Source organism: Corynebacterium sphenisci DSM 44792 (assembly GCF_001941505.1).
GTDB classification, from domain to species: Bacteria; Actinomycetota; Actinomycetes; order Mycobacteriales; family Mycobacteriaceae; genus Corynebacterium; species Corynebacterium sphenisci.
Window position 1 is genome coordinate 1,785,660 of record NZ_CP009248.1, and the last position, 21,394, is coordinate 1,807,053.

Consider the following 21,394-nt stretch of genomic DNA (forward strand, 5'->3'; position numbering starts at 1 on the left):
GCGCGCCCGGCCGGATGCATGGGCTACTGCCGCTTCGTGCCGCGCGGCACCAGGCAGTTGCCCTGCCAGTCGCCGAGCCGGGTCGCCGAGGTGCCGGTGAGCCCGGCCAGCTGCGCGGACTCGTCGATCACCCCGGCCTCCAGGGCGCCGGGCCGGCCCGCGCCGGGGGTGAGCAGCCAGATGCAGCCGCCCTCGCCGAGCGGGCGGATCAGGTCGACCAGGCCGTCGACCAGATCCCCGTCGTCCTCCCGGAACCAGTACAGCACCATGTCGACGACCTCGTCGGTGTCCTCGTCGAGCAGATCCGCGCCGAGGAAGGTCTCCACCGCCTCGCTCAGCGAGCTGTCGCAGTCCTCGTCCCAGCCGATCTCCTGGATGCGCATGCCCTTGCGCACGCCCAGTACGTCGATGGTCCGCCCGGCAGCGCCGGAGGCGTCGTCCACTTCCCTGATCCTCCTCGGTTCACCGGGACCGGGCTCGGCCCCGCGGTTGTCGTCGTTCCAGCGCGAAAGTTTACCGTCCGCCGCGGCGAACGCACAGGCCGGGGGCCGGGAACCGCCCCGCGGCGGGCCGATGCGCCCCGGCGGCGGGCTACGTAGGGTGGGGGAAAGACGGCGGGGACCACCCGCCACGAGAACACCGCTGGGCCACCGCATCCCCAGCGCCGTCACCACCGGGAGGACCCCATGGCCGACACCACGCCCCGCTCCGCCGACGACTCCAACTTCGCGATGATCCGCGACGGCGTCGCCTCCTACCTCAACGACGCCGACCCGGAGGAGACCCGGGAGTGGATGGAGTCCCTCGACGGGCTCCTCGAATCCGCCGGGCCCGAGCGGGCCCGCTTCCTGATGCTCCGGCTGCTCGAGCGCGCCACCGCGAAGCGGGTGAACCTGCCCCCGCTGACCTCCACCGACCACGTCAACACGATCCCCACCTCCATGGAGCCGGAGTTCCCCGGCGACGAGGACGTGGAGAAGCGCTACCGGCGCTGGATCCGCTGGAACGCGGCGATCATGGTGCATCGGGCGCAGCGCCCCGGCGTCGGCGTGGGCGGGCACATCTCCACCTACGCCTCCTCCGCCCCGCTCTACGAGGTCGGCTTCAACCACTTCTTCCGCGGCAAGGACCATCCCGGCGGCGGGGACCAGATCTTCTTCCAGGGCCACGCCTCCCCCGGCATCTACGCCCGCGCCTTCCTGGAGGGCCGGCTCGGCGAGGACGACCTCGACGGGTTCCGCCAGGAGGTCTCGCACCCCGGCGGGGGCCTGCCCTCCTACCCGCACCCGCATGGGATGCCGGGCTTCTGGGAGTTCCCCACCGTGTCCATGGGCCTGGGCCCGATGGACGCCATCTACCAGGCCCGGTTCAACCGCTACCTGCACGACCGCGGGATCCGGGACACCTCCGACCAGCACGTGTGGGCCTTCCTCGGCGACGGGGAGATGGACGAGCCGGAGTCGCGCGGGCTGATCCAGACCGCGGCGCTGAACAACCTCGACAACCTCACCTTCGTGATCAACTGCAACCTGCAGCGCCTGGACGGGCCGGTGCGCGGCAACTCGCAGATCATCGCCGAGCTGGAGAGCTTCTTCCGCGGCGCCGGCTGGAACGTGATCAAGGTGGTCTGGGGCCGGGAATGGGACCGCCTCTTCGAGGCCGACCGCACCGGCGCCCTGGTCAACCTGATGAACCGCACCACCGACGGCGACTACCAGACCATCAAGGCCAACGACGGCGCCTACGTGCGCGAGCACTTCTTCCGGGAGGACCCGGAGGTGGCGGCGCTGGTGGCGGACTGGACCGACGAGGAGCTGTGGAACCTGCGCCGCGGCGGCCACGACTACCGCAAGATCTACGCCGCCTACGCCAAGGCCCTGGAGACCAAGGACCAGCCCACGGTGATCCTGGCGCACACCATCAAGGGCTACGGCCTGGGCCACAACTTCGAGGGCCGCAACGCCACCCACCAGATGAAGAAGCTCACCCTCGACGATCTCAAGCTGTTCCGGGACAAGCAGCGGATCCCGATCACCGACGAGCAGCTGGAGGCCGACCCCTACCTGCCGCCCTACTACCACCCCGGCGAGGACGCCCCCGAGATCCGCTATCTCAAGGAGCGCCGCGCCGAGCTGGGCGGGTTCGTGCCCACCCGCACCGAGGGCTACGAGCCGCTCGCCGTGCCCCCGGTGGAGCAGCTCAAGTCGGTGCTCAAGGGCTCCGGGAAGCAGAAGGTGGCCACCACCATGGCGGTGGTGCGGATCTTCAAGGAGCTCATGCGGGACAAGGGGCTGAAGGACCGGTTCGTGCCGATCATCCCCGATGAGGCGCGCACCTTCGGCATGGACTCCTGGTTCCCGACGCTGAAGATCTACAACCCGCACGGGCAGAACTACACCCCGGTGGACCATGATCTGATGCTCAGCTACCGGGAGGCCACGGACGGGCAGATCCTGCACGAGGGCATCTCCGAGGCCGGGGCGATGGCCTCCTTCATCGCCGCCGGCTCCGCCTACGCCACCCAGTCCACCGCCATGATCCCGATGTACATCTTCTACTCGATGTTCGGGTTCCAGCGCACCGGCGACTCCATGTGGGCCGCCGGGGACCAGATGTGCCGCGGCTTCCTGCTCGGCGCCACCGCCGGGCGCACCACCCTCACCGGCGAGGGCCTGCAGCACATGGACGGCCACTCCCCGGTGCTGGCCTCCACCAACCCGGCGGTGGTCAGCTACGACCCGGCCTTCGCCTACGAGGCGGCGCACCTCATCCGGGAGGGCATCGACCGGATGTACGGGCCCGACCGCGGCGAGAACGTGATCTACTACCTGACCATCTACAACGAGCCCACCGCGCAACCGGCGCAGCCGGCGGACCTGGACGTCGAGGGCCTGCACAAGGGCATCTACCGCTACCGGGCGGCCGAGGGCGACAAGCACGTCAACCTGCTGGCCTCCGGGATCGGCATGCAGGCGGCGCTGCGGGCCGCGGACATCCTCGCCGAGGAGTTCGACGTCCCGGCGTCGATCTACTCGGTGACCTCCTGGAACGAGCTGGCCCGGGACGGGCTGGCCCGGGAGACCGAGGTGCTGCGCGCCCCCGGCGAGTCCCACGAGCGGCCCTTCGTGGAGCGCGCCCTGGAGGACGCCGACGGGCCCTTCGTGGCGGTCACCGACTTCGCCAAGGCGCTGCCGGAGCAGATCCGGCGCTGGGTGCCCGGCGACTACACGGTGCTCGGCTGCGACGGGTTCGGCTTCTCCGACACCCGCGAGGCCGCCCGCCGCTACTTCAACACCGACGCCGAGTCGGTGGTCGTCGCCGCCCTGGCCGGCCTGGCCCGGGAGGGCAAGCTGGACATGAAGGTCGCCGACGAGGCGGCCCGCCGGTTCCGGCTCACCGACCCCACCGCGGTGTCCGCGTCGACGAAGAGGCAGTCCGACGTCGACCCCGACTCGGGCGCGGAGTAGCCGGCGATGACCCGCAGCCTGGGTGATGCGCTGGCGGCGATGCTCGGCGAGCAATCCGCCGCCGAGGACGCCGACGGGACCGCCGCGGCCCCGGACGGCACCGCCGGGGAGGTCGCCGGGGTGCTCCGCCGGGTGCTCGGCGAGGACGCCTTCGCCGACCCCGGGACGGACCCGCCCGACGCGGACGCGGCCGGGGACGACGCGGATGCCGCCGGGGCGGCGCCGGCAATGGCCTGGCCGCCGGCGCCGGAGGCGCGCCTGGTCGACGACCTCGGCATGGACTCGCTGGCCGTGGTGGAGTTCGTGGTCCGCGTGGAGGAGGCCACCGGGGTGCGCATCGAGGACGCCGACGCCGCCGGTTTCCGCACCCTCGGCGATATCGTCGACTACGTCGAGGCCCGCCGCGGCGAACCCGGGGCCGGCTGAGCCGGCGGGTGCCGCGCGCCGCCGGGGACGGCCCCCGGGCGACCCTGCCGCTCCTCCCGGGGGACGGGGCGGCAATCGACGGGGCCGGTCCCCCGCGGCGTCGTCCCGGATCCGTCCCCGGGGTCCGTTCAGGACCTTTCGGCACCGGGCGCGCCGAGCCCCGGTACGGCCCCGGCGCCGGCACGCCCCGCCACCCGCCGCATCAGCGACGGTGCGACGGCGACCACCGTCTCCGACGCGTCCACCGCGATCCACTCGCCCCCGGTGACGCGGGATGCGCCGTTGAGCTCCACCGTCTCGGTGCGGTGCGGCTCCCGGACCGGGCCGACCGTGCATTTCCGGGTGCCTCCCCCGCGGAGCGGGTTAAACCGGTGGACGCAATGCAGGAGCAGCACCCCGCCGGCCCATTCCCCGGGCCGGCCCGGCTCCCCGTCCAGCACCCGGGTTGCCCCGGCCACGAACCGGTTCCACTCCCCCAGCAGATGCGCCCGATGCCACCGCACCCCGGCCACCACGGAGGCGATGCAGATCGCCGCGCCGAGGACCCCCACCACCGGGTTGAAGCCCAGGCCCAATGTCGCCGAGGTGAGGCCGCCCCAGGAGAGGAGCAACAGCATCCCCGTCACGAACGCCATGCTGTCCCGGCGGCCGAGCCACCCGACCAGGAGAACCGGCGGGGCCATGAAGACGACCCCGATGAGCAGGAACACGACGATGACCAGGGCCCGTCCCCCGGGTGAGTCGGGCACCACCCCCTCGCCCACGCTCGCCCCCAGGAGCAGGATGGCCAGGCAGCCGATCCCGAGCGCCGCCCCCAGACCGAGGCGCAGCAGCCGATCCGCCCGCGGCCCCGAGGTGGCGTCCACCTCGACGATCCAGTCCGCCAGCGGCCCCACCCGGGCCCGCAGGATCGGATCCCGCAGGGAGCCGCGGAACCACCGGGACAGCTCGTTGACCTCGGGGTCATCGACGCAGTAGCCGCGGATCCGGTCGAGGAACGCATGGAAAGCGACCGGATCCCGGGAGGCGTCGATGGCGTGCAGCTGCGCCAGATCCGCGTCGAGCCGCGCGCTCGCGGCGGTGAGCCGGTCCCGCACCGCCGCCCCGGCGGCGGTGGCCGGCCCCTCCTCGGCGCGCAACCCGCGCACCTCGTTGCGGGCCTGGTGCAGCCGGCCCTCGTCGAGGAGCCGATCCACCGGCCCCCAGATCCGGGCGTCACGTTCGCGCCCGCTTTCCCGCCACTTCACCATGGTCACCGCTCCTCCGCGCCGTTCCTCGTCTCTGGCCACCCCTGTTCCTAGGCGCGGGGCCCCTCCCCCGGAACCGTGGCGGGGACTGTTCCCCGCGGGGCTTCGCCCCCGGTCGCCGCGCCCCTAACGTCGGCCGCGCAGACACCCCACCGGCCGCGGGGCCGGCGGAAGAGGAGGAGCCCCCATGACCGCACGCGAAGGCACCGCCGGCATCGATCCGGCCCTGCTGCGCGACACCGTCACCGAGGAGGAGATCCGCCGGTGCTTCCGCGCCCCGGCGATCGATCTCGACGCCACCGGCGCGACGACCGAGGTGGAACGGCACCGCGCCGCCCATGAGCGGATGACCGCGGTGTTCCGGCAGGGCATGGTCCGGGTCATCGACCTGGTGCGCTCCCGCCCGGGGCGCTGGCTGCCCGCCGGCTGGGATCCCGAGGGGCTGCGCACCGGGGCGTTCCTGCCCGAGCCGGTGCAGCCGGCGCCGGATCCGGTGCCCGCACCGGGTGCGGAGCCGCAGCCGGTGCCGCGGGTGCGCGAGGCCCTGCCGCTCGCCGGAGCGGCCATCGGGGCGTTCCTCGGCGTCTTCCTGCTGTCCGTGCCCTTCGCGCTGTTCACCGCGATCGCCACGGCCCTCGTCGCCGACGATGTGGAGCGGCGGGCCGCGGCCTGCGGCGGGGACGAGGCCTGCCTCGCCGGGGTGCTGCCCGACGATGCCACGCTCCTGCTCATCGGGGCCGTGGGGACCGGCCTCTGGCTGCTGTGCACCGGCGCCATCGGATGGTGGATCGGCCGCCGGCTGGTGCACCGGGATCGGACCCGCGCGGCGGCGGTCGCCGCCGGCAATGCCGAGTCGGAGGCCACCGAGGCCCGCAGGCTCCAGGTGATCCGCCGCAACGAGGCCCGCGCGGGCCGGCACCGGCAGGAGGTGCACGAGTGGCGGAGGGCCAACGCCGAATGCAACGCCGCCTGGGGCACCGCCCTGCGCAGGGCCTTCGGGCTGCCCGCCGAGGGCGACTGGGCGGGGGCCTGGGCCGGCGCCGCCGAGCGCCGCGCCTACGCGGCGCACCGGGTCGGCGCCCTGGAGCTCGACCCCGGGCTGCCGCGGTTCACCCGCGAGGCGCTCTCCCCGACGCGGGACGACCTCATCGAACAGCTGCGCCGGGGCCGGGCCGCCGACTGAGCCGGGCCCCGCACCGGAACCACCGACAATTCACCGACCCACCGGAGGGAACGACATGTCCGACTCCTACAACAGCAGGGGGATGCTCTACAACGCCCGGGCCCAGACCGGCCTGCTGCGGCAGAGCAACCGGATCCAGGCCGCCCAGCTCGCCGTCGAGATGGCGCAGTACGAGATGATCGACGAGCACTTCACGCAGCTGCACGGGGAGATGGGCGAGCAGACCGAGGCGCTGCGGGGCATCGACCGGGCGATTCGCCGGCAGACGCGGCTCCTGCACGAGGACAATGTGCGGATGGTCGACGCCATCGACGAGCAGACCGCGGTCCTGGAGCGCAGCGGCGAAGTCGCCGCCGATCAGCGTTTCGCGCAGTGGCGCGACGGCAGCCCGGTGGGCCAGAGGTACTACTACGAGTACCGCCCGCGCGCGCTGGCCTACCTGGAGTCCTACCGGCGGATGAGCGAGCTGTGGCGGGCCCAGGTGCTGCTCACCGTCCGGCGCCGCCTGGCGGACTACAACTCCTGGCGGGACCCGGGCTGGCTGCCCGACGCCCCCGACACCGGCCGTTTCCTGCCCATGCCGGGACGGCAGTCGCCGCCGGGTGCCGAGCGCGAGGACCTCTCGCAGCTGCCGGAGCCCGCGGAGCCGGCCGCCGCCTCCACGGAGCTCAAGGCGCTCTACTACCTCTCGCTCGTGTTCACCGTGCTGGTCGTCCTGCCGGCCCTGACGTCGATGAACCTCCGCGGGCTGATCATGGCGATTCTGCCGGGGTTGATCTCGTGGTGGCTGCACACCAAGGTGCGGGCCCCGGAGCAGGCGCACCGGCAGTGGGAGGAGCAGTCGCGCCAGGTCGCCGCGGAGAACCGGCGCCGCGCCGAACTGGCCGCCCTCATCGAACGGGACCGGCTCGAGCGGCGGCGCTGGGAGACCGAGAACGGGCGATGCCGGGACCGGATGACGATCCTCGTCTGCGAGTACCTGGGCCTCGACCTCGGCGCGGACTGGTCCGAGGACTGGGCCACCGGCGCCGAACGGGAGCGCCATGCCCGGATCACCGAGGTCATCGCCAACGAGCGGGAGAAGCCGCCCTCGCTCTACGATTTCCACGAACCCGGCACGCTGGCGCTGGACATGTCCATGATCGACCCGCTGCTGCGGCCCATGCAGAGTTTCCGGGCCCAGCAGATCCGGGTCCTCGACCACGCGGACTGAGCCGCCCCGACCCGAAACCGACCCCCACCCCCACCGGCGGGCACCGCCCGCCGCCGACGATCCCCGGAGGACCGCCATGACCACCATCCGCCATCAGCGCCTCGCCGCCGCCCTCGCCGCCGCGGCCCTGCTCACCGCCGCCTGCCAGGACGCCCCCGACGAGGTGGAGGTCCCCGACTTCACCGTCGAGGAATCCACCGGGGCGAAGGCCCCCGCCGGGTCCACGACCTCCAGCACCACCTCCGAATCGGGGCAGGCCGATGACGGCCGGCCCGAGGATGAGGACGACGCGGCCGAGGATGACTCCGGTGCCGGGGAGGCCCGCATGGCCGCGCTGGACAATGGCGACGGCAGCTACCGGCTGAGCAGCAAGCCCCCGAGCAACGACGCGCCCAGGGCGGTCAAGGTCACGTTCGGGGATCTGGAGGACCATGGATTCACCGCCATCGAGTTCGAGATCACCAAGGACAACCAGAACGCCTTCCTCAGCTACCCCACCGGGGACTACGGCCCGGACCTGGAGTGGAAGGCCATCGGGCTCAACGGCGAGGTCCAGGAGAGTTCCTGCCTCGGCGAGATGCGGGTGCTGGACGCCGAGGGCGTCGACGTCACCGGCAAAGCCGACCAGTGGTTCCACCAGGAGTCGACCACGGAGCTGCGCCAGGAAAGGTGCAAATCCTCCTTCACCCCGATCCTGGAGGAGGGCATCGACGAGTTCGTCATCGAGTTCACGATCCGGCAGAAGGGCTTCGACCCGATCATCATCCGCCAACCCGTCCGGGGCATGAACTGACCCGGCGCCCGATGGGCGGATGAGGCCGGCCGGCGGCGCACCGGCCGCCGGCCGCGATAGCCTGACCAGGGGGCGAAGACCGCCCCCGCCACCACCGCAGCCCGAGGAGCCACGTTGAGCAGCACCCCCACCCTCACCATCGACGACGGGATCGGCAACCGCGTCACCATCCTCGCCGGCGACCAGCTCACCGTCGGGCGGAAGGCCGATTTCGTGATCGGCGACGACGACCGCTACCTGCACCGCCGGCTGCTGACCTTCCACTACGACGGCACCTGGCTGGTCACCAACGTGGGCCGGGCGCTGTCGGTGACCATGCAGCCGGTGGGGCCGGGCTACTACAGCGTCACCACCCTCGGCCCCGGGGCGATGAGCCCGGTGCCGCGGGCGCGCACCGCCTTCGTGGTCGCCACCGTGGAGCGCACCTACGAACTCACCGTGGAGGTCACCGACGGCCCGCTGCCCGCCCCCCTGGAGGATCTCTCGGAGCTCACCTCCGATCCGACGGTGGACGTCTACGAGCCCACCGCCGAGCATCTGCAGCTGATGCGGGCGCTGGCCGCGCCGCTGCTGAAGTACCCGGGCGCCGGCTACTACGACATCCCGACGGTCAAGGACCTCATGCGGGAGCTGGGCTGGTCGGAGAAGAAGGTCAACACCAAGATCAACTACATCTGCACCCAGCTGCTGAAATCGGGGATCCCGGACTTCCAGGCGAGGAACGGCAACGCCATCAGCCGCCGGCTCATCCTGGCCCGGTACGCCGCGGAGCGGATCAGCAACGACCCCTACTGGGCGGGGCGCTGAGCGGGGGGCCGCCAGCGGGGAACGGTCCCCGAATCGGTTCCGGGTCCCCCCGGGGCGGTCATAGATTGTGTTCGACCCCACCGGGGGAGATTCCTCCCCCGGGCGGCGTCGCCGACATCGACCACGCCCCGAGAGGACCACGATCATGGCCCATTACGACCTGTACGAGAAGCTGAACCTCAGCCCGCACGCCTCATCCTCGGCGCTGCGCCTCCAGATCAACCACCGCCTCAAGGGCGTCGACTACGACGACAAGGACGCCCTGGAGCCGCTGCAGGTGGGCATGGCGGTGCTCGGCGACGAGCGCAAGCGGAAGCTGTACGACCGGCAGCTGGCGGACACCTCCCTGGCGGACATCACCTTCGAGGATCTGCGCCAGCTGGCGGAGATGAAGCTCGACGGCGGCGCCGAGGACGCCGACTCCGAGGCCACCATCATCCGTCCGCAGCCGACCCCCGACGGGGCCGCGCCCCAGGGCGAGCGCCCGGCCCCGCAGCGGCCCGCGGCGCAGCCGGCCCCGCAGCAGCCCCAGCAACCCCCGCAGCCCCAGCAGCCGCCGGTGGATCAGAACTGGGCCGCCGGCGCGCAGTACGGCGCCGCCGGGCAGGCCCCCGGCCAGCAGCCGGCCCCGGGCTTCCCGCAGGGCCCGGGCTACCAGCAGGCCCCCGGCTACCAGCAGGCCCCCGGGGTCGCGCAGGGCCCCCAGGGCGGCGCCGCCCCGGGCATGGCGCCCACCGCCGGCGGCGGCCAGCTGGGGGCGGCGAAGGCGGTGCTCGGGCAGACCGGTGAGCAGGTCCGGCAGGTCCCGAAGCAGACCCTGCTGACCATCGTCGCCGCCAGCGTGGTGGCGACCCTGGTGCTGGTCGCCGGCGTCGCCGGCATCATGCGCATCACCTCCGCCGAGTACAAGGCGGAGAAGCTCGTCAAGCAGCTGGTGGCGCTGGAGGATCCGGGCAAGGCCGAGAAATGGGTCTCCAAGCACGTCTACGCCGATGCCCGGGACGACCTGCGGTCCTTCCTGGAGGTGCGCGCCGACGACGACTACGTGCCGGTGAGCTACACCATCGGCACCGACGACCCGAAGATCATGGCAACCTTCGACCAGGACGCCCTCACGGCCATCGACCCGTCCCTCAGCGTCCCCGATTCACTCGAGGACCGGATCACCGACGCCTACGTCACCGTCGTCTCCGATGAATGGGACGACCCGGTGCTGATGGTCATGGTCGCGGACTTCGGCTCGGGCCAGCAGGTCTTCTACGTCGACACGATGTAGATCCCGCGGCGATTGACCGGAGGGGCCCGCCCCACCCCGCTTGGTGCCCGGGGGCGGCGGTCCGCCGCGCGGGGTTCATGCCCCCACGGCGGCTGCGCCCATCCCCGCGGCGCCCCGGCTCGCGGCCCCCGGCCGGCTGGGGCGCCCACGGCGGACGGCCACCCCGGGATGGTCATCGCGACCCGGCCGGCGGAGGCCGCCGCCTCGCCCCTCCCCCGCATCGCCCGCATCCGCCTCATCGAAAGGCCGGGGCGGGGCCGGACACCCGGCATGGGATGCCGGCCGGGGCGCACCCGGGGCCCCGCGAACCGAATCCCCCGACCTCGCCGGACCTCCCCGATCCCGCAATGACGCCCGACCCGACGCCAAGGACCCCGCAATGAACAACCGCTGGCTCGACCCCGGCCCGGACAACCACCGGCTCGACCCCGCTGCCCCGGAGGACCACCGGGCCGCCACGTGGCCCGCGGACACCGCCGCTCCCCCGGAGCCGGGGCGCCCCGCCGCGCCGACCCTGACCCTGCCCGACGGGCCGGGGGCGGCGCAGCACCGGCCGGGGACCCCCGTCCCCGTGGTCGTCGACGGCCCCGCTCCGACTGCCCCGCCACCGTTTCCCCCGGAGCGCCGCACGACGATGCCCGGCGCCACCGCCCTGATAATCACGCTGCTCACGCTCATCCTGAGCGCGGTCGCCTACGGCACCGAGACGCTGGCGGACAAAGCCGACGAGTGGTTTCCGCCGGCCGGGGACACGGCTTCCGCCGAGGAGACGGCCGGGGACGACTACGGCGGATACGGCAGCGTCGAGGAGTACTGCGCGGCCGAACCGCAGGACTACGTCTGCGTCATGACGAGGTGGACCAACGGCGTGATGGATGCGCCCATCGAGGCGAGCACCGAGGCCACGGGCTTCTTCCTCTGGGATTCCGAGGGCACCGAAATCCGGTGCGCCTTCGGGGAGGGTTTCGGCATCGGCGCCTGCGCGACCCTGCGGGACTACTGGGAACTGGACAACCGGCCGGCGCAGCACTCGGTGAACCTGGCCTCGGGGCTGCCCCTCGGGGATCCCGATGACGACTCCCCCATCGCCGGCACCGCGGCCGCGGTCTGGGACGGGGGCGTCGAGTACCTCCCCGCGGACCGGAAGATCGCGCTTCCCGATGGCCGCGGCTGGATCTACTACGACCTCGGGATCCTCATGCGCGGCGGAATCGACGGCGACGAGCAGTCGCCGGTGGTCTACCTGGAGGACTCGATCTGGATGTTCCTCCGCGATGACTAGGCCAGCGGCGGCCCCGCGGAAAGCCGATCCGCATTATCCGTCCACCCCGATTCCCGCTACCCGACCCGCACCCGCCCAGACGAAAGGACCGAATCGATGAACGAACGCTGGACCAACCCCGATCAGCCCGGGGATCCCGCCCGGCCACCCGAATCCCCCGCGACGGGCCCGGGCCCCGGGCCCGCGGACGGGGCCGGAGACACCCGGATGCTGCCTCAGCAACCCCCGGGTCCCGCGCAGTGGGCCACCGGCGCCCAAAGCCCCGCCCAGGGCTACGGCGGACCCGAGGCGGGCTATCCCGGCGGCCCCTGGCCCCCGGCGGGCGCCGTCCCCGGCGCCGGCGACTGGGCCGGCGCGGCCCCCGCGGACCAGGCGGGATCCGACAAGACCAGGCTGCGCCGCGTCCTCATCGGCATCAGCTTCGTGCTCGTGCTGGTCCTGGCCACCGGCGGGGCCTACCTGTACGGCGCGGGCAGGTTCCCGGGCTCCGATCCCGTCGTCGCCGCCGACTCCCCGGACTCGGGGGACGGGGACGCCGACCCGGGTTCCGGGGACTCGACGGGCTCCGCCGGGACCACCTCGGAGAGCACCACCGAGGCCACGGACGCGGAGGACTCCGGGGAAGGTTCGGGGAGGACGATCGAGGACTACGTCCGGATCGTCGTCGACGGCTCCTCGGAGAGCACCGACGCCACCGGTTTCTACCTGCGCGACGATGACGAGATCTCCATCCACTGCGCCTTCGGCGAGGGCTTCGGCCTCGGGGCCTGCTCCACGATAGATGACTACTGGGGGTTCATCGCCGACGGCGACGCGTATTCGCTATACCTCGCCTCCGGGGATCCCGTCTGGGAATCCGACCTGTCGGTGACGGACGTGGACGTATGGGACGCCGCCTCCGAGGACCTCGAGACCGACACCCGCGTGCTGCTGCCCGATGACGATGGCTGGGTGTACTACGACGGCTATTACCTCATGCGCGGCGGCATCGAGGTCGGTGGGGAATACCCGGTGATCGTCGTCTCCCCGGGCAGCCACAACATCATCTGGGATTACTGACCCCGCCACCGGCCGGTGGCGCCGCCGCGGCCTGGTCGCCATTCCGTAACCCGGGCCCCACCCCACTACCATCGACCCCACGAAGAGACGAAGGACGCCCCGATGAGCAACCGCTGGACCGATCCCACCCCCGACGACCCCGAGGACGCCCGGTCCGGGAAGGACGACGCGGCCGGCATAGCCCGCGATGTCGCCGCCGGCGCCCGGCACGCCCCCGCCGGCGACTCCGGCGCCGCCTCGGATCCGGGGATGGACTACGGCTGGGACGTGTCGGTGAACCCGGCGGACCCGCCCGCCGGCGAGGGGGCGGCAGGCTCAGCCCCGACCCCGGAGGCCGGGGCCGGCGCCACCGGCCCCGGCCACCCCGGCGGCGAGTGGGCGAACCAGGGCCCGGGCGGGGGCGCCGGTGACGCGCAGTTCGTCTCCTACCACCAGGACAACCCCGGCTCCTCCGCCCCGCAGGCCGACTGGGTGCACCCCGATGACGCCACCGTGGTGTCCCATCCGGACGCCGACGGCGGCAACGCTGCGGGCCACCAGCCGGACTGGGTGCACCCCGATGACGCCGGCTCCGCCGCGGGGGCGCACTCGCCGGCCGACTCCGGTTCCGCGGGTGGACCCGACTGGGTCCACCCGGATGCGGCCGGACAGCGGCCGGACTGGGTGCACCCCGATGATCTCGGGGCCACCGGCGGGGCGGGCTCCGGCACCCCGGACTGGGTGAACCCGAACCCGCCGCCCTCCGACGGGGGATCCGCCGCCGCATCCGGCGCCGGGGGCCCCGACTGGGTCAACCCCAATCCCCCGCCGGGCGCCCCGTCGGCCGGCACCCCACCCCACGCCGGCGGATCGGGGGCCGGCGTCGCACCGGGGCCCCAGCCGGGGCCCCACCACCCGGTCCCCGGAACCGATGGCATGGTCAACGCCGGCTACGGCGGCACACCGCCGGCGGGGCCCGGCGCCATGGCGCAGGCCCCGACGCCGCAGCCCCAGTGGTACGGCCACGGCGCCCCCGGCACACCGCAGGGCATCGGCCCCGCCGGCCCCGCCGGCCCCGCCGGCCCCGGGATGCCGCCGGCCGGCCCGCCCCCGGGAATCGCGGCGGGCACCGCGCAGGCCGGCGCCGCCGTCCACGGGGGTGCGGCGGCCACGGGCGCCACCGGGGCGTCGTCGATGCTGGCCGGGGCCGCCCTCGGCGGAGGGGTGAAGACCGTGGGCCTCATCCTCGCGGTGACGCTCCCGCTGGGCTTCGGCAGCTACCAGACGGTGACGCACCTCGCGGAGCGCGCGGACTCCTCGACCAGCGCATCGGAGAATCTGCCTCCGCTGCCATCGGAGGAATACGTGTGGCAAGTCGCCTCCATGGAAACCACCGATACAGACTATTCGGCCTTCTCGTTCCGCAACGATGATGGGGTGGAGGTCCATTGCGCCTTCGACCTCCCGGATTTCAGCAATCTCGGAGTTGGTGTTTGCGCAACCGCGGAGGGGTACTGGAACCTCGATTCCGGGGATGAACTCACCTCGGTCAACCTGAAGAGCGGCAAGAGCCTGGACGACCCGACCGAAGAAAACCCACTACCCGTCAATCATGGTGATATCTGGGACGCGGAGACGGTCGACATACCCCGGAACAAGAGATTGAGGATGCCCGACTACTGGACTGGCGTATCAGGGGGTTGGGTCTACTACGACGGCTATTATCTGATGAAGGGGCTTGTTGAAGGAGGGGAGGCCGTATTCGTGCTTTCCCCCGAAGGGTGGAAGATCTACAGAAGATAGCCGCCGGTTTTTGTGCGACCCCGCGCACACAGCTCCGCCCCGCAAGGGGCAGCGATCGATCCCTAATGTGCGAGTACGGGCCCGGAAACGGCCACTCGCTGCGGATAGGGCGAACAGGTACCACCGGGACGACGCCGACCGCGCCTCGGCGTCCTCCGGTTGGCGACCGCGACCCCATCGCTTTGCGGCGGCGGACGTGGCCCAGGCGTGGTGCCACGGCGGTGTCGGGGGCCCATCACGGGAGGCCCACGGCGCGTAACCGACAACGCCGGGTCATGTTCCGGCTGCCCGCCTAACCCGTACCTGTTCACTCCGGGGTGGGGTACCCCACCGCGGGCGCCGGCTACAGCCGCAGCTCCACGCCGTCCCAGATCTGCAGGGCGTAGAGGGCCAGCAGCAGCCGCTTGGGCACCCGGCCCCGGGAGTTCACCGCGCCCCGGAACTCCCGCACCCCGCGGTCGGCGAGGGTGGCGGCGAGGCGATCGGCCTTGGTCTCCACCTTCTTCACCGACCAGCCCAGGGTGGCGGCGAGCTCCTCGGTGGTGGGCACGTCGTTGAGCCCGGAGCCGCGCCGGCTGAGCAGCGGCTCGATGAGCGCGCGCAGCAGCTGCGCCTGCTCCCGGCGCAGCGGGCGCTGGCCGATGGTCTCCTCGCCGTTGCCGATGGTGATGTCCGGGCGGTTCACCGGCAGGTCGGGGAAGACCTCGGCGTGGAACTCGTAGATGCGCTCCGGGGTGGAGAAGGTCATCGCGGTGAGGGTGGGCGGCAGCGGGGCGGTCGCCCCGGGGCCGAGGCTGGACCGGGTGTGCCCGCGGACCAGCCGGGGCTCCATGACCACCGGGATGCGGGCGCCGACGTTGGTGACCATCCACTGCCCGCCGGTACTCCAGAAGTGCAGCAGCACCCGGTGCAGGTGCAGGTCATCCTCCCCGATCCGGAACTGCCCGGCGCGGCCGACGGTGACGTTGCCGCGGATGCGGTACACCGCGGCATTGCACACCAGGTCGTCCAGGCGCAGCAGGGCGCGCCCGTCATCGGCGGGACGGTCGTCGTTGGCGGCGCGATCGGCGCCGTCGGTGGTCAGCATAGGGGCAGTCCCTCCCATCCCTCGTGGGACTCCGGGCCGGTGAGCACCACGGAGTACCGTTCCTTGTCGCCCTCGGGGAACACGAATGCGGCGTCCGCGTCGCCGGTGCCGGAGCGGAACACCTCGACGCTGCAGCGCTCGCTGGTGGCCCGCACCAGGTAGTCGCGCCAGTCCTCCTCGCCGCCGAGGATCTCCCCGAAGGCCCGGTCCCGGTCGGCGCCGCTGCCGAAGTCGACGAAGATGACGTCGGTGCCGTCCTCCCCGGCGGCGCAGCGCACCGCGGGGCGGCTGCGCCAGCGCACCGCCGAGCAGCTGTACCCGCCGGCGTCGCCGATCGCCCAGCCGACCCGACCGCCGCGTTCGGCGGGCAGGGCCCGGTCGAAGTCGGAGACGATGGCGCGCTGCTCCTCGGGCCAGGCCCGGGTCATCCGGTAGCCGCCGAAGCCGAGCACCCCGACCAGCAGCAGGGTCAGCGCGGTGAGCACCGCCACCAGGCGGCCCCGGCCGCCGCCGGGTCGGGCCGGCGGTGCGCCGGCCGCCGGGTAGGCCCCGGTGACCGAGGGGAAGGAGCCGGTGGTCGAGAGGAAGGAGCCGGTGGTCGCCCAGGGGCCGGTGACCCCGGGGGCGTCCAGCGGCCGGGCGTCCACGATGGTCTCGGCGAGCGCCTCGGCGCGGCCGGCGACATCGCGGCCGGCCGCGGCGGCGGCGAGCTGGTCGATGAACCCGGTGGCCGTGGGGTAGCGGTCCGCGGGCCGGTTGGCCAGGGCCCGGGCGAAGACGTCGGTGATCGCGGCATGGTGCGCGGCGTCGTCGGGGTGGATGGACCCGGGGCCCAGGCGCACCCGGGGCCGGTCGCCCTGCCAGTGGCCGGGGCCGACCAGGTCGTGGAACTTCTGCAGGGTGAGCATCTCGAAGGCGACCAGGGCCAGGGCGTAGTCGTCGCCGGCGGCGGTGGGCGCCAGCGGGGCGCTGCTGCCGCCCCCGCCGGTGAAGGCCTCCGGCGGGGCGTAGGCGGGGGTGCCGATGAAGGCCCCGGTGCGGGTGGTGTCCGGGGTCCAGATGATGCCGAAGTCCACCAGCACCGCGGCCACCCGATGCTGTTTGGTGGAGGGCCGCAGGATGTTCGCCGGTTTCACGTCCCGGTGGATGACCTGCGGGGTCTGCCCGTGCAGGTAGTCCAGGGCGCGGGCCACCGGGCGCAGGATCCGGGTGGCCTCGGCCACGGTGAAGGGCCGTCCGCCGGAATCGCGGCGGCGCTGGTCGAGCTCCTGCTTGAGCGAGACCCCCTCGATGAAGTCCATCACGTAGTAGGGGCAGCGGCCGTCGATGTTGCCGGCGGTGTGCACCCCCACGATCGCCTCATGGCGAAGGTTGGCCAGGGTGGTCATCTCCGTGTCGAAGCGGCGCAGCGCGTCATCGTCGATGTCCACGTTCTCGCCGAGGCGCTTGATCGCGACCTTGCGCTTCAGCGACTCATCGGTGGCGGAGTAGACCACCCCCATGCCGCCGCGCCCGATTTCGGCGATGTCGGTGTACCCGTACTTCTCCTCCAGGTGACCGATGAGGGGATCCCGGGTCTCCGCCATCTCCTCGCCTCCTCATCTCGTCCGAATCCCGCCGCGGGGCCGCCGGCGCCGCGATGCGCGGTGCCGGGGGCGGCGTGCTGCGTCCATTCCATCCCGACCGGTCCGGATCCGCCTCCTCCGGCGGGGAGCGCTCCCCGATGACGGGGTCGTCGGGCGAGTGGTCCGCTGGGTCCCGGGAGGCCCTGCCGCCGGGTGTTCCGGGGGCGGGGCCGACGCGCGGGTGAATATACCAATCGGTTCACCGCCCTCCCGGAACCCAGAACGGCAAACGGGGATTTACCCCCGCTTTCCCCGCACCGGCCGATCCGGTGGATCGGGGCGCCCCGCGGGTCGCCGCGGGACGCGCCCGGACCCCGGCCCCGCGATGCCGCCGGGCGGGCGCGCCCGCCCCGCCCGATGGCCCGGGTTCCGGGAAATCCCCTGGGCAGGTCCCGTGTCCCGGGAGCCGGGGCGTCGGCCGGGGGCCGGCCGCCCGCACCGCCCCGGCGGCGCCGGGACCGGCCGGCCGGCCCGGCCCGGTGGCGCTAACCCGGCCCGGTGGCCGCCGCCAGGGCCCCGGGGAGCGCTCCCCGATGGCGCGAATCGGGCCCCCGGAGACCCCCGCGGGCCCGGATCCGGCCCCTAGGATGGGGAATCGTGGACAGGGCCGGGATCCGGCCGACGCCGAGGAAAGGGGCTGTGCGCCGATGAACGACGGAGGCTTCTCCGGGGACGCCAACCGCTGGGGTGCGCCCGGCGATCCGCAGGGGCCCGGCCCCGCCGACGGCGGGGCCGGGGGCCCGATGCCGGAGCAGCCGGCCTGGCCCGCGGAGAACCCGGAGCTGACCTGGAGCGCCGATCCGCTGCCGCCGGCCGCGCCCCCGCCGGCCGGAGGCCACCCCCCGGCGGGGGGCTATCCCCCGCCGGCCGGCTACCCCGGCGCGCAGCCGGCGCAGACCGCCGCCTGGTCGGCGACCCCCCATGCGGCCCAGCTGGGCCAGCAGCCCCCGCCGACCGCGATGATGCCGCCGATGCCGGCCGGCTCCACCCCTACCGGGGGCGGCGCCGGCGGCGGGATGCTGCCCGGGATCGCGGTGGTCGCGGCGCTGCTGCTGCTCCTCGGCGGGGGCGGCTGGTGGTGGCTGACCCAGGACGCCGATCCGGCGCCGATCGCCGCCGACGCCGAACTGGCCGAGGAGGGCGGCTTCACCGCCTCCGCGGAGCCGGACGGCGAGGACGGCTCCGGCGCCGGGGCCGAGGCCGGGGCCACCGGGGAATCCACCCCGCCGCCGGCGCCCTCCCCCACCAGCTCCCGCTCGACGGAGCCGGAGGCGCGCTCCTCGGGCTGCTCGGTGGACGCGGACGCCGCGGTGATCGGCCGGGCGGTCGACGAGGTCAACGGCAAGTACCGGGGCCGCTGGGAGTACCGCGGGGAATCCAACTTCGACGGCTGCCACCCGCTGACCTACGCGGTGCTCTACGAGACCTCCGGCTCCGCGGGGCACACCATGCTGCTGATGTTCCACGGACCCGACTACCTGGGCGTGGACTCGAACTACCCGCAGCGCGCGAACTCGATCAGGGTCACCGACGACGGCTTCATCGTGGAGTACACCGATCTGGAGGACGGCGGGGACTCCGTGGAATCGGTCGAGTACTGGTGGGACGGGTCCAAGGTGGCCCATTCGGGGCGGATCCCGAACACCGGCTACGACGCGCTGGGCTGACCATGGCGGCGCCGGCGCGGGGGATGCGGTGATGGGCGGGCGGGATCACCCGGCGCCGGGTGCCGAGGCCGCCGCGGCCGCGCCGACCACGCTGCCGCCGGGCGCCCCGATGCCCGCTGCCCCGCCCGCGGCCCCGCCGGAGCGGCCCACCGACATCGAGCTCACCTGGTCCGCCGCCCCCGCGGCGGCGCCGGGGGCGGGGGCGCCCCGGCGGGCGGGCCGGCTGCTGCTGCCCGCGCTGGGGCTGATCCTCGCGCTAACCGGCCTGGCCGGGGCGGCGCATCTGCGCGGCGGCGCCGGGGCCGCGGACGTGGGCCTGGATCTGGTGCCCGGCCAGCTCACCCCGGTGCCGCCGGCCCGGATCGGCGCCGGCGGCGCCGGGGAGGGCGCGGGCCCGGCGACGACCTTCCGGATCGCGGCGGCGGACGGGGACCGCCGGCCCACCGCCCGACCGCATCCCGGCCCGGAGGGCGCCCGGGAGGCGCCCACCGATCCGCCCTGCGACGGCCGCGGCATCCTCATCCACGAGTCGGTGTGGGGCCCGGAGGCCGGCCGCAAGGTCAACGCGGCGCTGGCCGCGCATCCCGGGTCGGTCTACGCCTCAGCCGGGGCCTGCCCCTCGCTGAACCCGGAGCGGGAGGGCTACCCGGTCTACGCCGTCTACGAGGACTTCGGCCATGATCTGGAGGCGCTGTGCGCCGCGGATCGGGGCGCGGGCACCATGTCCCGGATCATGACCACGGAGCAGGATCGCGGGGAGTACTGCCCGCGCTGAGCCTCCCGGCGCCGCCCACCGCCTATCCTGGCCGGGGAGCCGCCGGGAACGCGGGCGGCGGAGCGGGAAGGGACGGTGCCGATGCACGAGCAGGATGGCCGCGGGCGGGATTCCGCCGGCGCCGGCGGGGAATCGCCGGCCGAGCCGACCCCGGAGGTGACCTGGTTCCCGCCGCAGGGCCCGCCGGCCGCACCCGGCGCCGCACCCGGGCACCCGGGCCACCCGCCGGCGCAGGGGCATCCCGGCCGGCCCGGGCCGCCGGGACCGTACCCGGGCTGGGCGCCCCCGCCCGCGCCCCCGGTCGGATCCAGCCCGGTCGGCGCACCCGGGGCCCGATCGCGCACCCCGGTGCTGCTGGGCGTGCTCGCCCTGGTGGCGATCGCCGCCGGCGCCGCGGTGGCGCTCTCCGGCCGCGGGGCGGGCGACACCCCGGATGTCGGGGAGGGCCTGGATTTCGCCGGTATCGCCGGGGCCGCCGCGGAGGAGGCCGACACCGCCGACCAGGCGACGGTGACGGTCACCGCCACCGAATCCGCCACACGCGCCCGGGCCGCGGACACCGGCCGCGGCGGCTCCGGGGGCGCCGCCCCGGCCCGGTCGGCGAGCTCGACCCGGCCCGCCGGGGCCCGGGAGGATCCGGTGGATCCGCCCTGCGACGGCCGGGGGATCATCATCTACCAGTCCGTGTACGGGCCGAACGCCGGGGAGCAGCTCAACGCGGCCCTGGACGCCCACCCGGGCACCGTCTACGCCTCCCCCGGCGCCTGCGCGAGCCTCAACCCGGAGAAGGACGGCTACCCGGTCTACGCGGTGTACAAGGACTTCGGCCATGACCGGGAGGCGCTGTGCGCCGCGGACACCGGCATCGAGACCAACTCCCGGATCATGCAGGACGAGCGGATCTACGGCGACTACTGCGGCAAATAGGCCGCGGCCGCGGGCTCAGGCCCCGGCGCGGCGGGCCCGGCGCAGCGCCGGGTCGACCAGGGGCAGCACCGGGCAGGCCCCCTGGGCGGGCGGCTCCGGCGCGGCCGGCTCGGGGACCGGGGCGTGCCCCGCGGTGCCGGGCCGCAGCGGCTCCAGCAGCCGATCCCAGGGCCCGCCGAGGGCCCGGTCCACCGCCTCGGCGATGGCCGCGCCGTCCCCGCCGGCGCGAGCCAGGATGGCGCGCAGCAGGTTCTCCCCGAGCACGATGTTGCCGGCGGCGTCGACGTCCCCGGCCCAGGTGCCCAGCTCCGGGTGCGCCTGGATCCGGCGGCCGGGCAGCGCGCCGGCCGGGTCCACGGCGATTTCGAAGACCAGGTCCGGCCAGCGGGCGAGATCATCGGCGAGCGCGTCGGCGGCGCCGGCCGGCCCGGTGACGGCGATTTCGGCGCAGCAGCGGGCGGGCTCCCCGGGACGGCGGGCGAACAGGCGCGGGCCCGGTCGGGCGCCGTCGGCGGGGGCGAGCCCGGCGCGCGCCATGGCCCACAGCACATGCGGGATCAGCGCGGCGGAGGCGGAGTGCACCCAGAGCACCCCGCGCACGGCGTTCGGTCGGTTCATCGTCTCACCTGGGGTCGGCGGGGACCCCGCCGGCGCATCCGCGCCACCGGGGCCAAGACGAGGCTCGTCTTCCCCAACGTCCTCATCGCCGACTCGCCGCGGGCGCACCGCGCCCGGAGCCGATGGATCCAGTGTGGCCGCGGTGCCGGGACCCCGACAA

Annotated in this window: 18 protein-coding genes; 13 read left to right on the top strand and 5 right to left on the bottom strand. The window is 74.0% G+C overall.

What is annotated here, in order from left to right; genetic code table 11:
* Window positions 1-23: 23 nt before the first annotated feature.
* Window positions 24-443: a DUF3052 domain-containing protein gene (locus CSPHI_RS12470; protein ID WP_075692371.1), complete on the bottom strand. Its 420-nt coding sequence runs from the start codon at window positions 441-443 to the stop codon at window positions 24-26.
* Between the two features lie 243 nt (window positions 444-686).
* Between CSPHI_RS12470 and aceE the strand changes: the two genes are divergently transcribed.
* Window positions 687-3,467, top strand: a complete 2,781-nt coding sequence (gene aceE / locus CSPHI_RS08085; protein WP_075692373.1) for a pyruvate dehydrogenase (acetyl-transferring), homodimeric type — start codon at window positions 687-689, stop codon at window positions 3,465-3,467.
* A 6-nt stretch (window positions 3,468-3,473) separates the two neighbouring features.
* On the top strand, window positions 3,474-3,893 hold the full coding sequence (locus tag CSPHI_RS08090; protein WP_075692375.1) for an acyl carrier protein: 420 nt from the start codon (window positions 3,474-3,476) through the stop codon (window positions 3,891-3,893).
* Between the two features lie 128 nt (window positions 3,894-4,021).
* Here the strand turns inward: CSPHI_RS08090 and CSPHI_RS08095 are convergent, their stop codons facing one another.
* Window positions 4,022-5,182 (bottom strand): hypothetical protein, encoded by a 1,161-nt coding sequence (locus CSPHI_RS08095; protein WP_157118511.1) that lies wholly within the window; start codon window positions 5,180-5,182, stop codon window positions 4,022-4,024.
* 145 nt (window positions 5,183-5,327) lie between these two features.
* Here CSPHI_RS08095 and CSPHI_RS08100 point away from each other — a divergent pair, with 145 nt between their 5' ends.
* The 8 genes from CSPHI_RS08100 (at window position 5,328) to CSPHI_RS08135 (ending at window position 14,535) form a co-directional block, all read left to right on the top strand.
* Window positions 5,328-6,323, top strand: coding sequence for a hypothetical protein (locus tag CSPHI_RS08100; protein WP_075692379.1), 996 nt, complete (start codon window positions 5,328-5,330; stop codon window positions 6,321-6,323).
* Window positions 6,324-6,378: 55 nt separating this feature from the next.
* A complete protein-coding gene (locus CSPHI_RS08105; RefSeq protein WP_075692381.1) occupies window positions 6,379-7,536 on the top strand; it encodes a hypothetical protein in 1,158 nt (385 codons plus the stop codon).
* Between the two features lie 76 nt (window positions 7,537-7,612).
* Window positions 7,613-8,329 (top strand): hypothetical protein, encoded by a 717-nt coding sequence (locus tag CSPHI_RS08110; RefSeq protein ID WP_075692383.1) that lies wholly within the window; start codon window positions 7,613-7,615, stop codon window positions 8,327-8,329.
* Between the two features lie 114 nt (window positions 8,330-8,443).
* Entirely contained in the window at window positions 8,444-9,136 is a 693-nt protein-coding gene (locus CSPHI_RS08115; RefSeq protein ID WP_075692385.1) for a hypothetical protein, read from the top strand.
* A 145-nt stretch (window positions 9,137-9,281) separates the two neighbouring features.
* A complete protein-coding gene (locus CSPHI_RS08120; RefSeq protein WP_075692387.1) occupies window positions 9,282-10,412 on the top strand; it encodes a hypothetical protein in 1,131 nt (376 codons plus the stop codon).
* A gap of 379 nt (window positions 10,413-10,791) precedes the next feature.
* The gene (locus tag CSPHI_RS08125) at window positions 10,792-11,694 is read left to right on the top strand and encodes a hypothetical protein (RefSeq protein WP_075692389.1); all 903 of its coding nucleotides are present in this window, start codon (window positions 10,792-10,794) and stop codon (window positions 11,692-11,694) included.
* Between the two features lie 207 nt (window positions 11,695-11,901).
* A complete protein-coding gene (locus tag CSPHI_RS08130; protein ID WP_075692391.1) occupies window positions 11,902-12,753 on the top strand; it encodes a hypothetical protein in 852 nt (283 codons plus the stop codon).
* Window positions 12,754-13,002: 249 nt separating this feature from the next.
* Window positions 13,003-14,535: a hypothetical protein gene (locus CSPHI_RS08135; protein WP_157118512.1), complete on the top strand. Its 1,533-nt coding sequence runs from the start codon at window positions 13,003-13,005 to the stop codon at window positions 14,533-14,535.
* A 343-nt stretch (window positions 14,536-14,878) separates the two neighbouring features.
* Here the strand turns inward: CSPHI_RS08135 and CSPHI_RS08140 are convergent, their stop codons facing one another.
* Both CSPHI_RS08140 and CSPHI_RS08145 read right to left on the bottom strand, forming a co-directional pair.
* Window positions 14,879-15,622 (bottom strand): hypothetical protein, encoded by a 744-nt coding sequence (locus CSPHI_RS08140; RefSeq protein ID WP_075692395.1) that lies wholly within the window; start codon window positions 15,620-15,622, stop codon window positions 14,879-14,881.
* Window positions 15,616-17,208 (bottom strand): serine/threonine-protein kinase, encoded by a 1,593-nt coding sequence (locus CSPHI_RS08145; RefSeq protein WP_075692397.1) that lies wholly within the window; start codon window positions 17,206-17,208, stop codon window positions 15,616-15,618. The genes CSPHI_RS08140 and CSPHI_RS08145 overlap by 7 nt, the downstream gene beginning before the upstream one ends.
* 686 nt (window positions 17,209-17,894) lie before the next feature.
* Here CSPHI_RS08145 and CSPHI_RS08150 point away from each other — a divergent pair.
* From CSPHI_RS08150 to CSPHI_RS08160, 3 genes are all read left to right on the top strand, one after another.
* Window positions 17,895-18,914: a hypothetical protein gene (locus tag CSPHI_RS08150; protein WP_075692399.1), complete on the top strand. Its 1,020-nt coding sequence runs from the start codon at window positions 17,895-17,897 to the stop codon at window positions 18,912-18,914.
* 31 nt (window positions 18,915-18,945) lie between these two features.
* Window positions 18,946-19,689, top strand: a complete 744-nt coding sequence (locus CSPHI_RS12050) for a hypothetical protein (protein ID WP_075692401.1) — start codon at window positions 18,946-18,948, stop codon at window positions 19,687-19,689.
* 81 nt (window positions 19,690-19,770) lie between these two features.
* Window positions 19,771-20,616: a hypothetical protein gene (locus CSPHI_RS08160; protein ID WP_075692403.1), complete on the top strand. Its 846-nt coding sequence runs from the start codon at window positions 19,771-19,773 to the stop codon at window positions 20,614-20,616.
* Window positions 20,617-20,631: 15 nt separating this feature from the next.
* Here CSPHI_RS08160 and CSPHI_RS08165 read toward each other — a convergent pair whose 3' ends face one another.
* Window positions 20,632-21,234, bottom strand: coding sequence for a DUF3145 family protein (locus CSPHI_RS08165; protein ID WP_084210320.1), 603 nt, complete (start codon window positions 21,232-21,234; stop codon window positions 20,632-20,634).
* Window positions 21,235-21,394: the final 160 nt, after the last annotated feature.

What these genes read in the sequence shown, in the direction of transcription:
- aceE (WP_075692373.1), top strand. Translation starts at nt 687, where the DNA reads ATGGCCGACACCACGCCCCGCTCCGCCGACGACTCCAACTTCGCGATG.
- CSPHI_RS08090 (WP_075692375.1), top strand. Translation starts at nt 3,474, where the DNA reads ATGACCCGCAGCCTGGGTGATGCGCTGGCGGCGATGCTCGGCGAGCAA.
- CSPHI_RS08100 (WP_075692379.1), top strand. Translation starts at nt 5,328, where the DNA reads ATGACCGCACGCGAAGGCACCGCCGGCATCGATCCGGCCCTGCTGCGC.
- CSPHI_RS08105 (WP_075692381.1), top strand. Translation starts at nt 6,379, where the DNA reads ATGTCCGACTCCTACAACAGCAGGGGGATGCTCTACAACGCCCGGGCC.
- CSPHI_RS08110 (WP_075692383.1), top strand. Translation starts at nt 7,613, where the DNA reads ATGACCACCATCCGCCATCAGCGCCTCGCCGCCGCCCTCGCCGCCGCG.
- CSPHI_RS08120 (WP_075692387.1), top strand. Translation starts at nt 9,282, where the DNA reads ATGGCCCATTACGACCTGTACGAGAAGCTGAACCTCAGCCCGCACGCC.
- CSPHI_RS08125 (WP_075692389.1), top strand. Translation starts at nt 10,792, where the DNA reads ATGAACAACCGCTGGCTCGACCCCGGCCCGGACAACCACCGGCTCGAC.
- CSPHI_RS08130 (WP_075692391.1), top strand. Translation starts at nt 11,902, where the DNA reads ATGCTGCCTCAGCAACCCCCGGGTCCCGCGCAGTGGGCCACCGGCGCC.
- CSPHI_RS08135 (WP_157118512.1), top strand. Translation starts at nt 13,003, where the DNA reads ATGGACTACGGCTGGGACGTGTCGGTGAACCCGGCGGACCCGCCCGCC.
- CSPHI_RS08140 (WP_075692395.1), bottom strand. Translation starts at nt 15,622, where the DNA reads ATGCTGACCACCGACGGCGCCGATCGCGCCGCCAACGACGACCGTCCC.
- CSPHI_RS08145 (WP_075692397.1), bottom strand. Translation starts at nt 17,208, where the DNA reads ATGGCGGAGACCCGGGATCCCCTCATCGGTCACCTGGAGGAGAAGTAC.
- CSPHI_RS08150 (WP_075692399.1), top strand. Translation starts at nt 17,895, where the DNA reads ATGAACGACGGAGGCTTCTCCGGGGACGCCAACCGCTGGGGTGCGCCC.
- CSPHI_RS12050 (WP_075692401.1), top strand. Translation starts at nt 18,946, where the DNA reads ATGGGCGGGCGGGATCACCCGGCGCCGGGTGCCGAGGCCGCCGCGGCC.
- CSPHI_RS08160 (WP_075692403.1), top strand. Translation starts at nt 19,771, where the DNA reads ATGCACGAGCAGGATGGCCGCGGGCGGGATTCCGCCGGCGCCGGCGGG.
- CSPHI_RS08165 (WP_084210320.1), bottom strand. Translation starts at nt 21,234, where the DNA reads ATGAACCGACCGAACGCCGTGCGCGGGGTGCTCTGGGTGCACTCCGCC.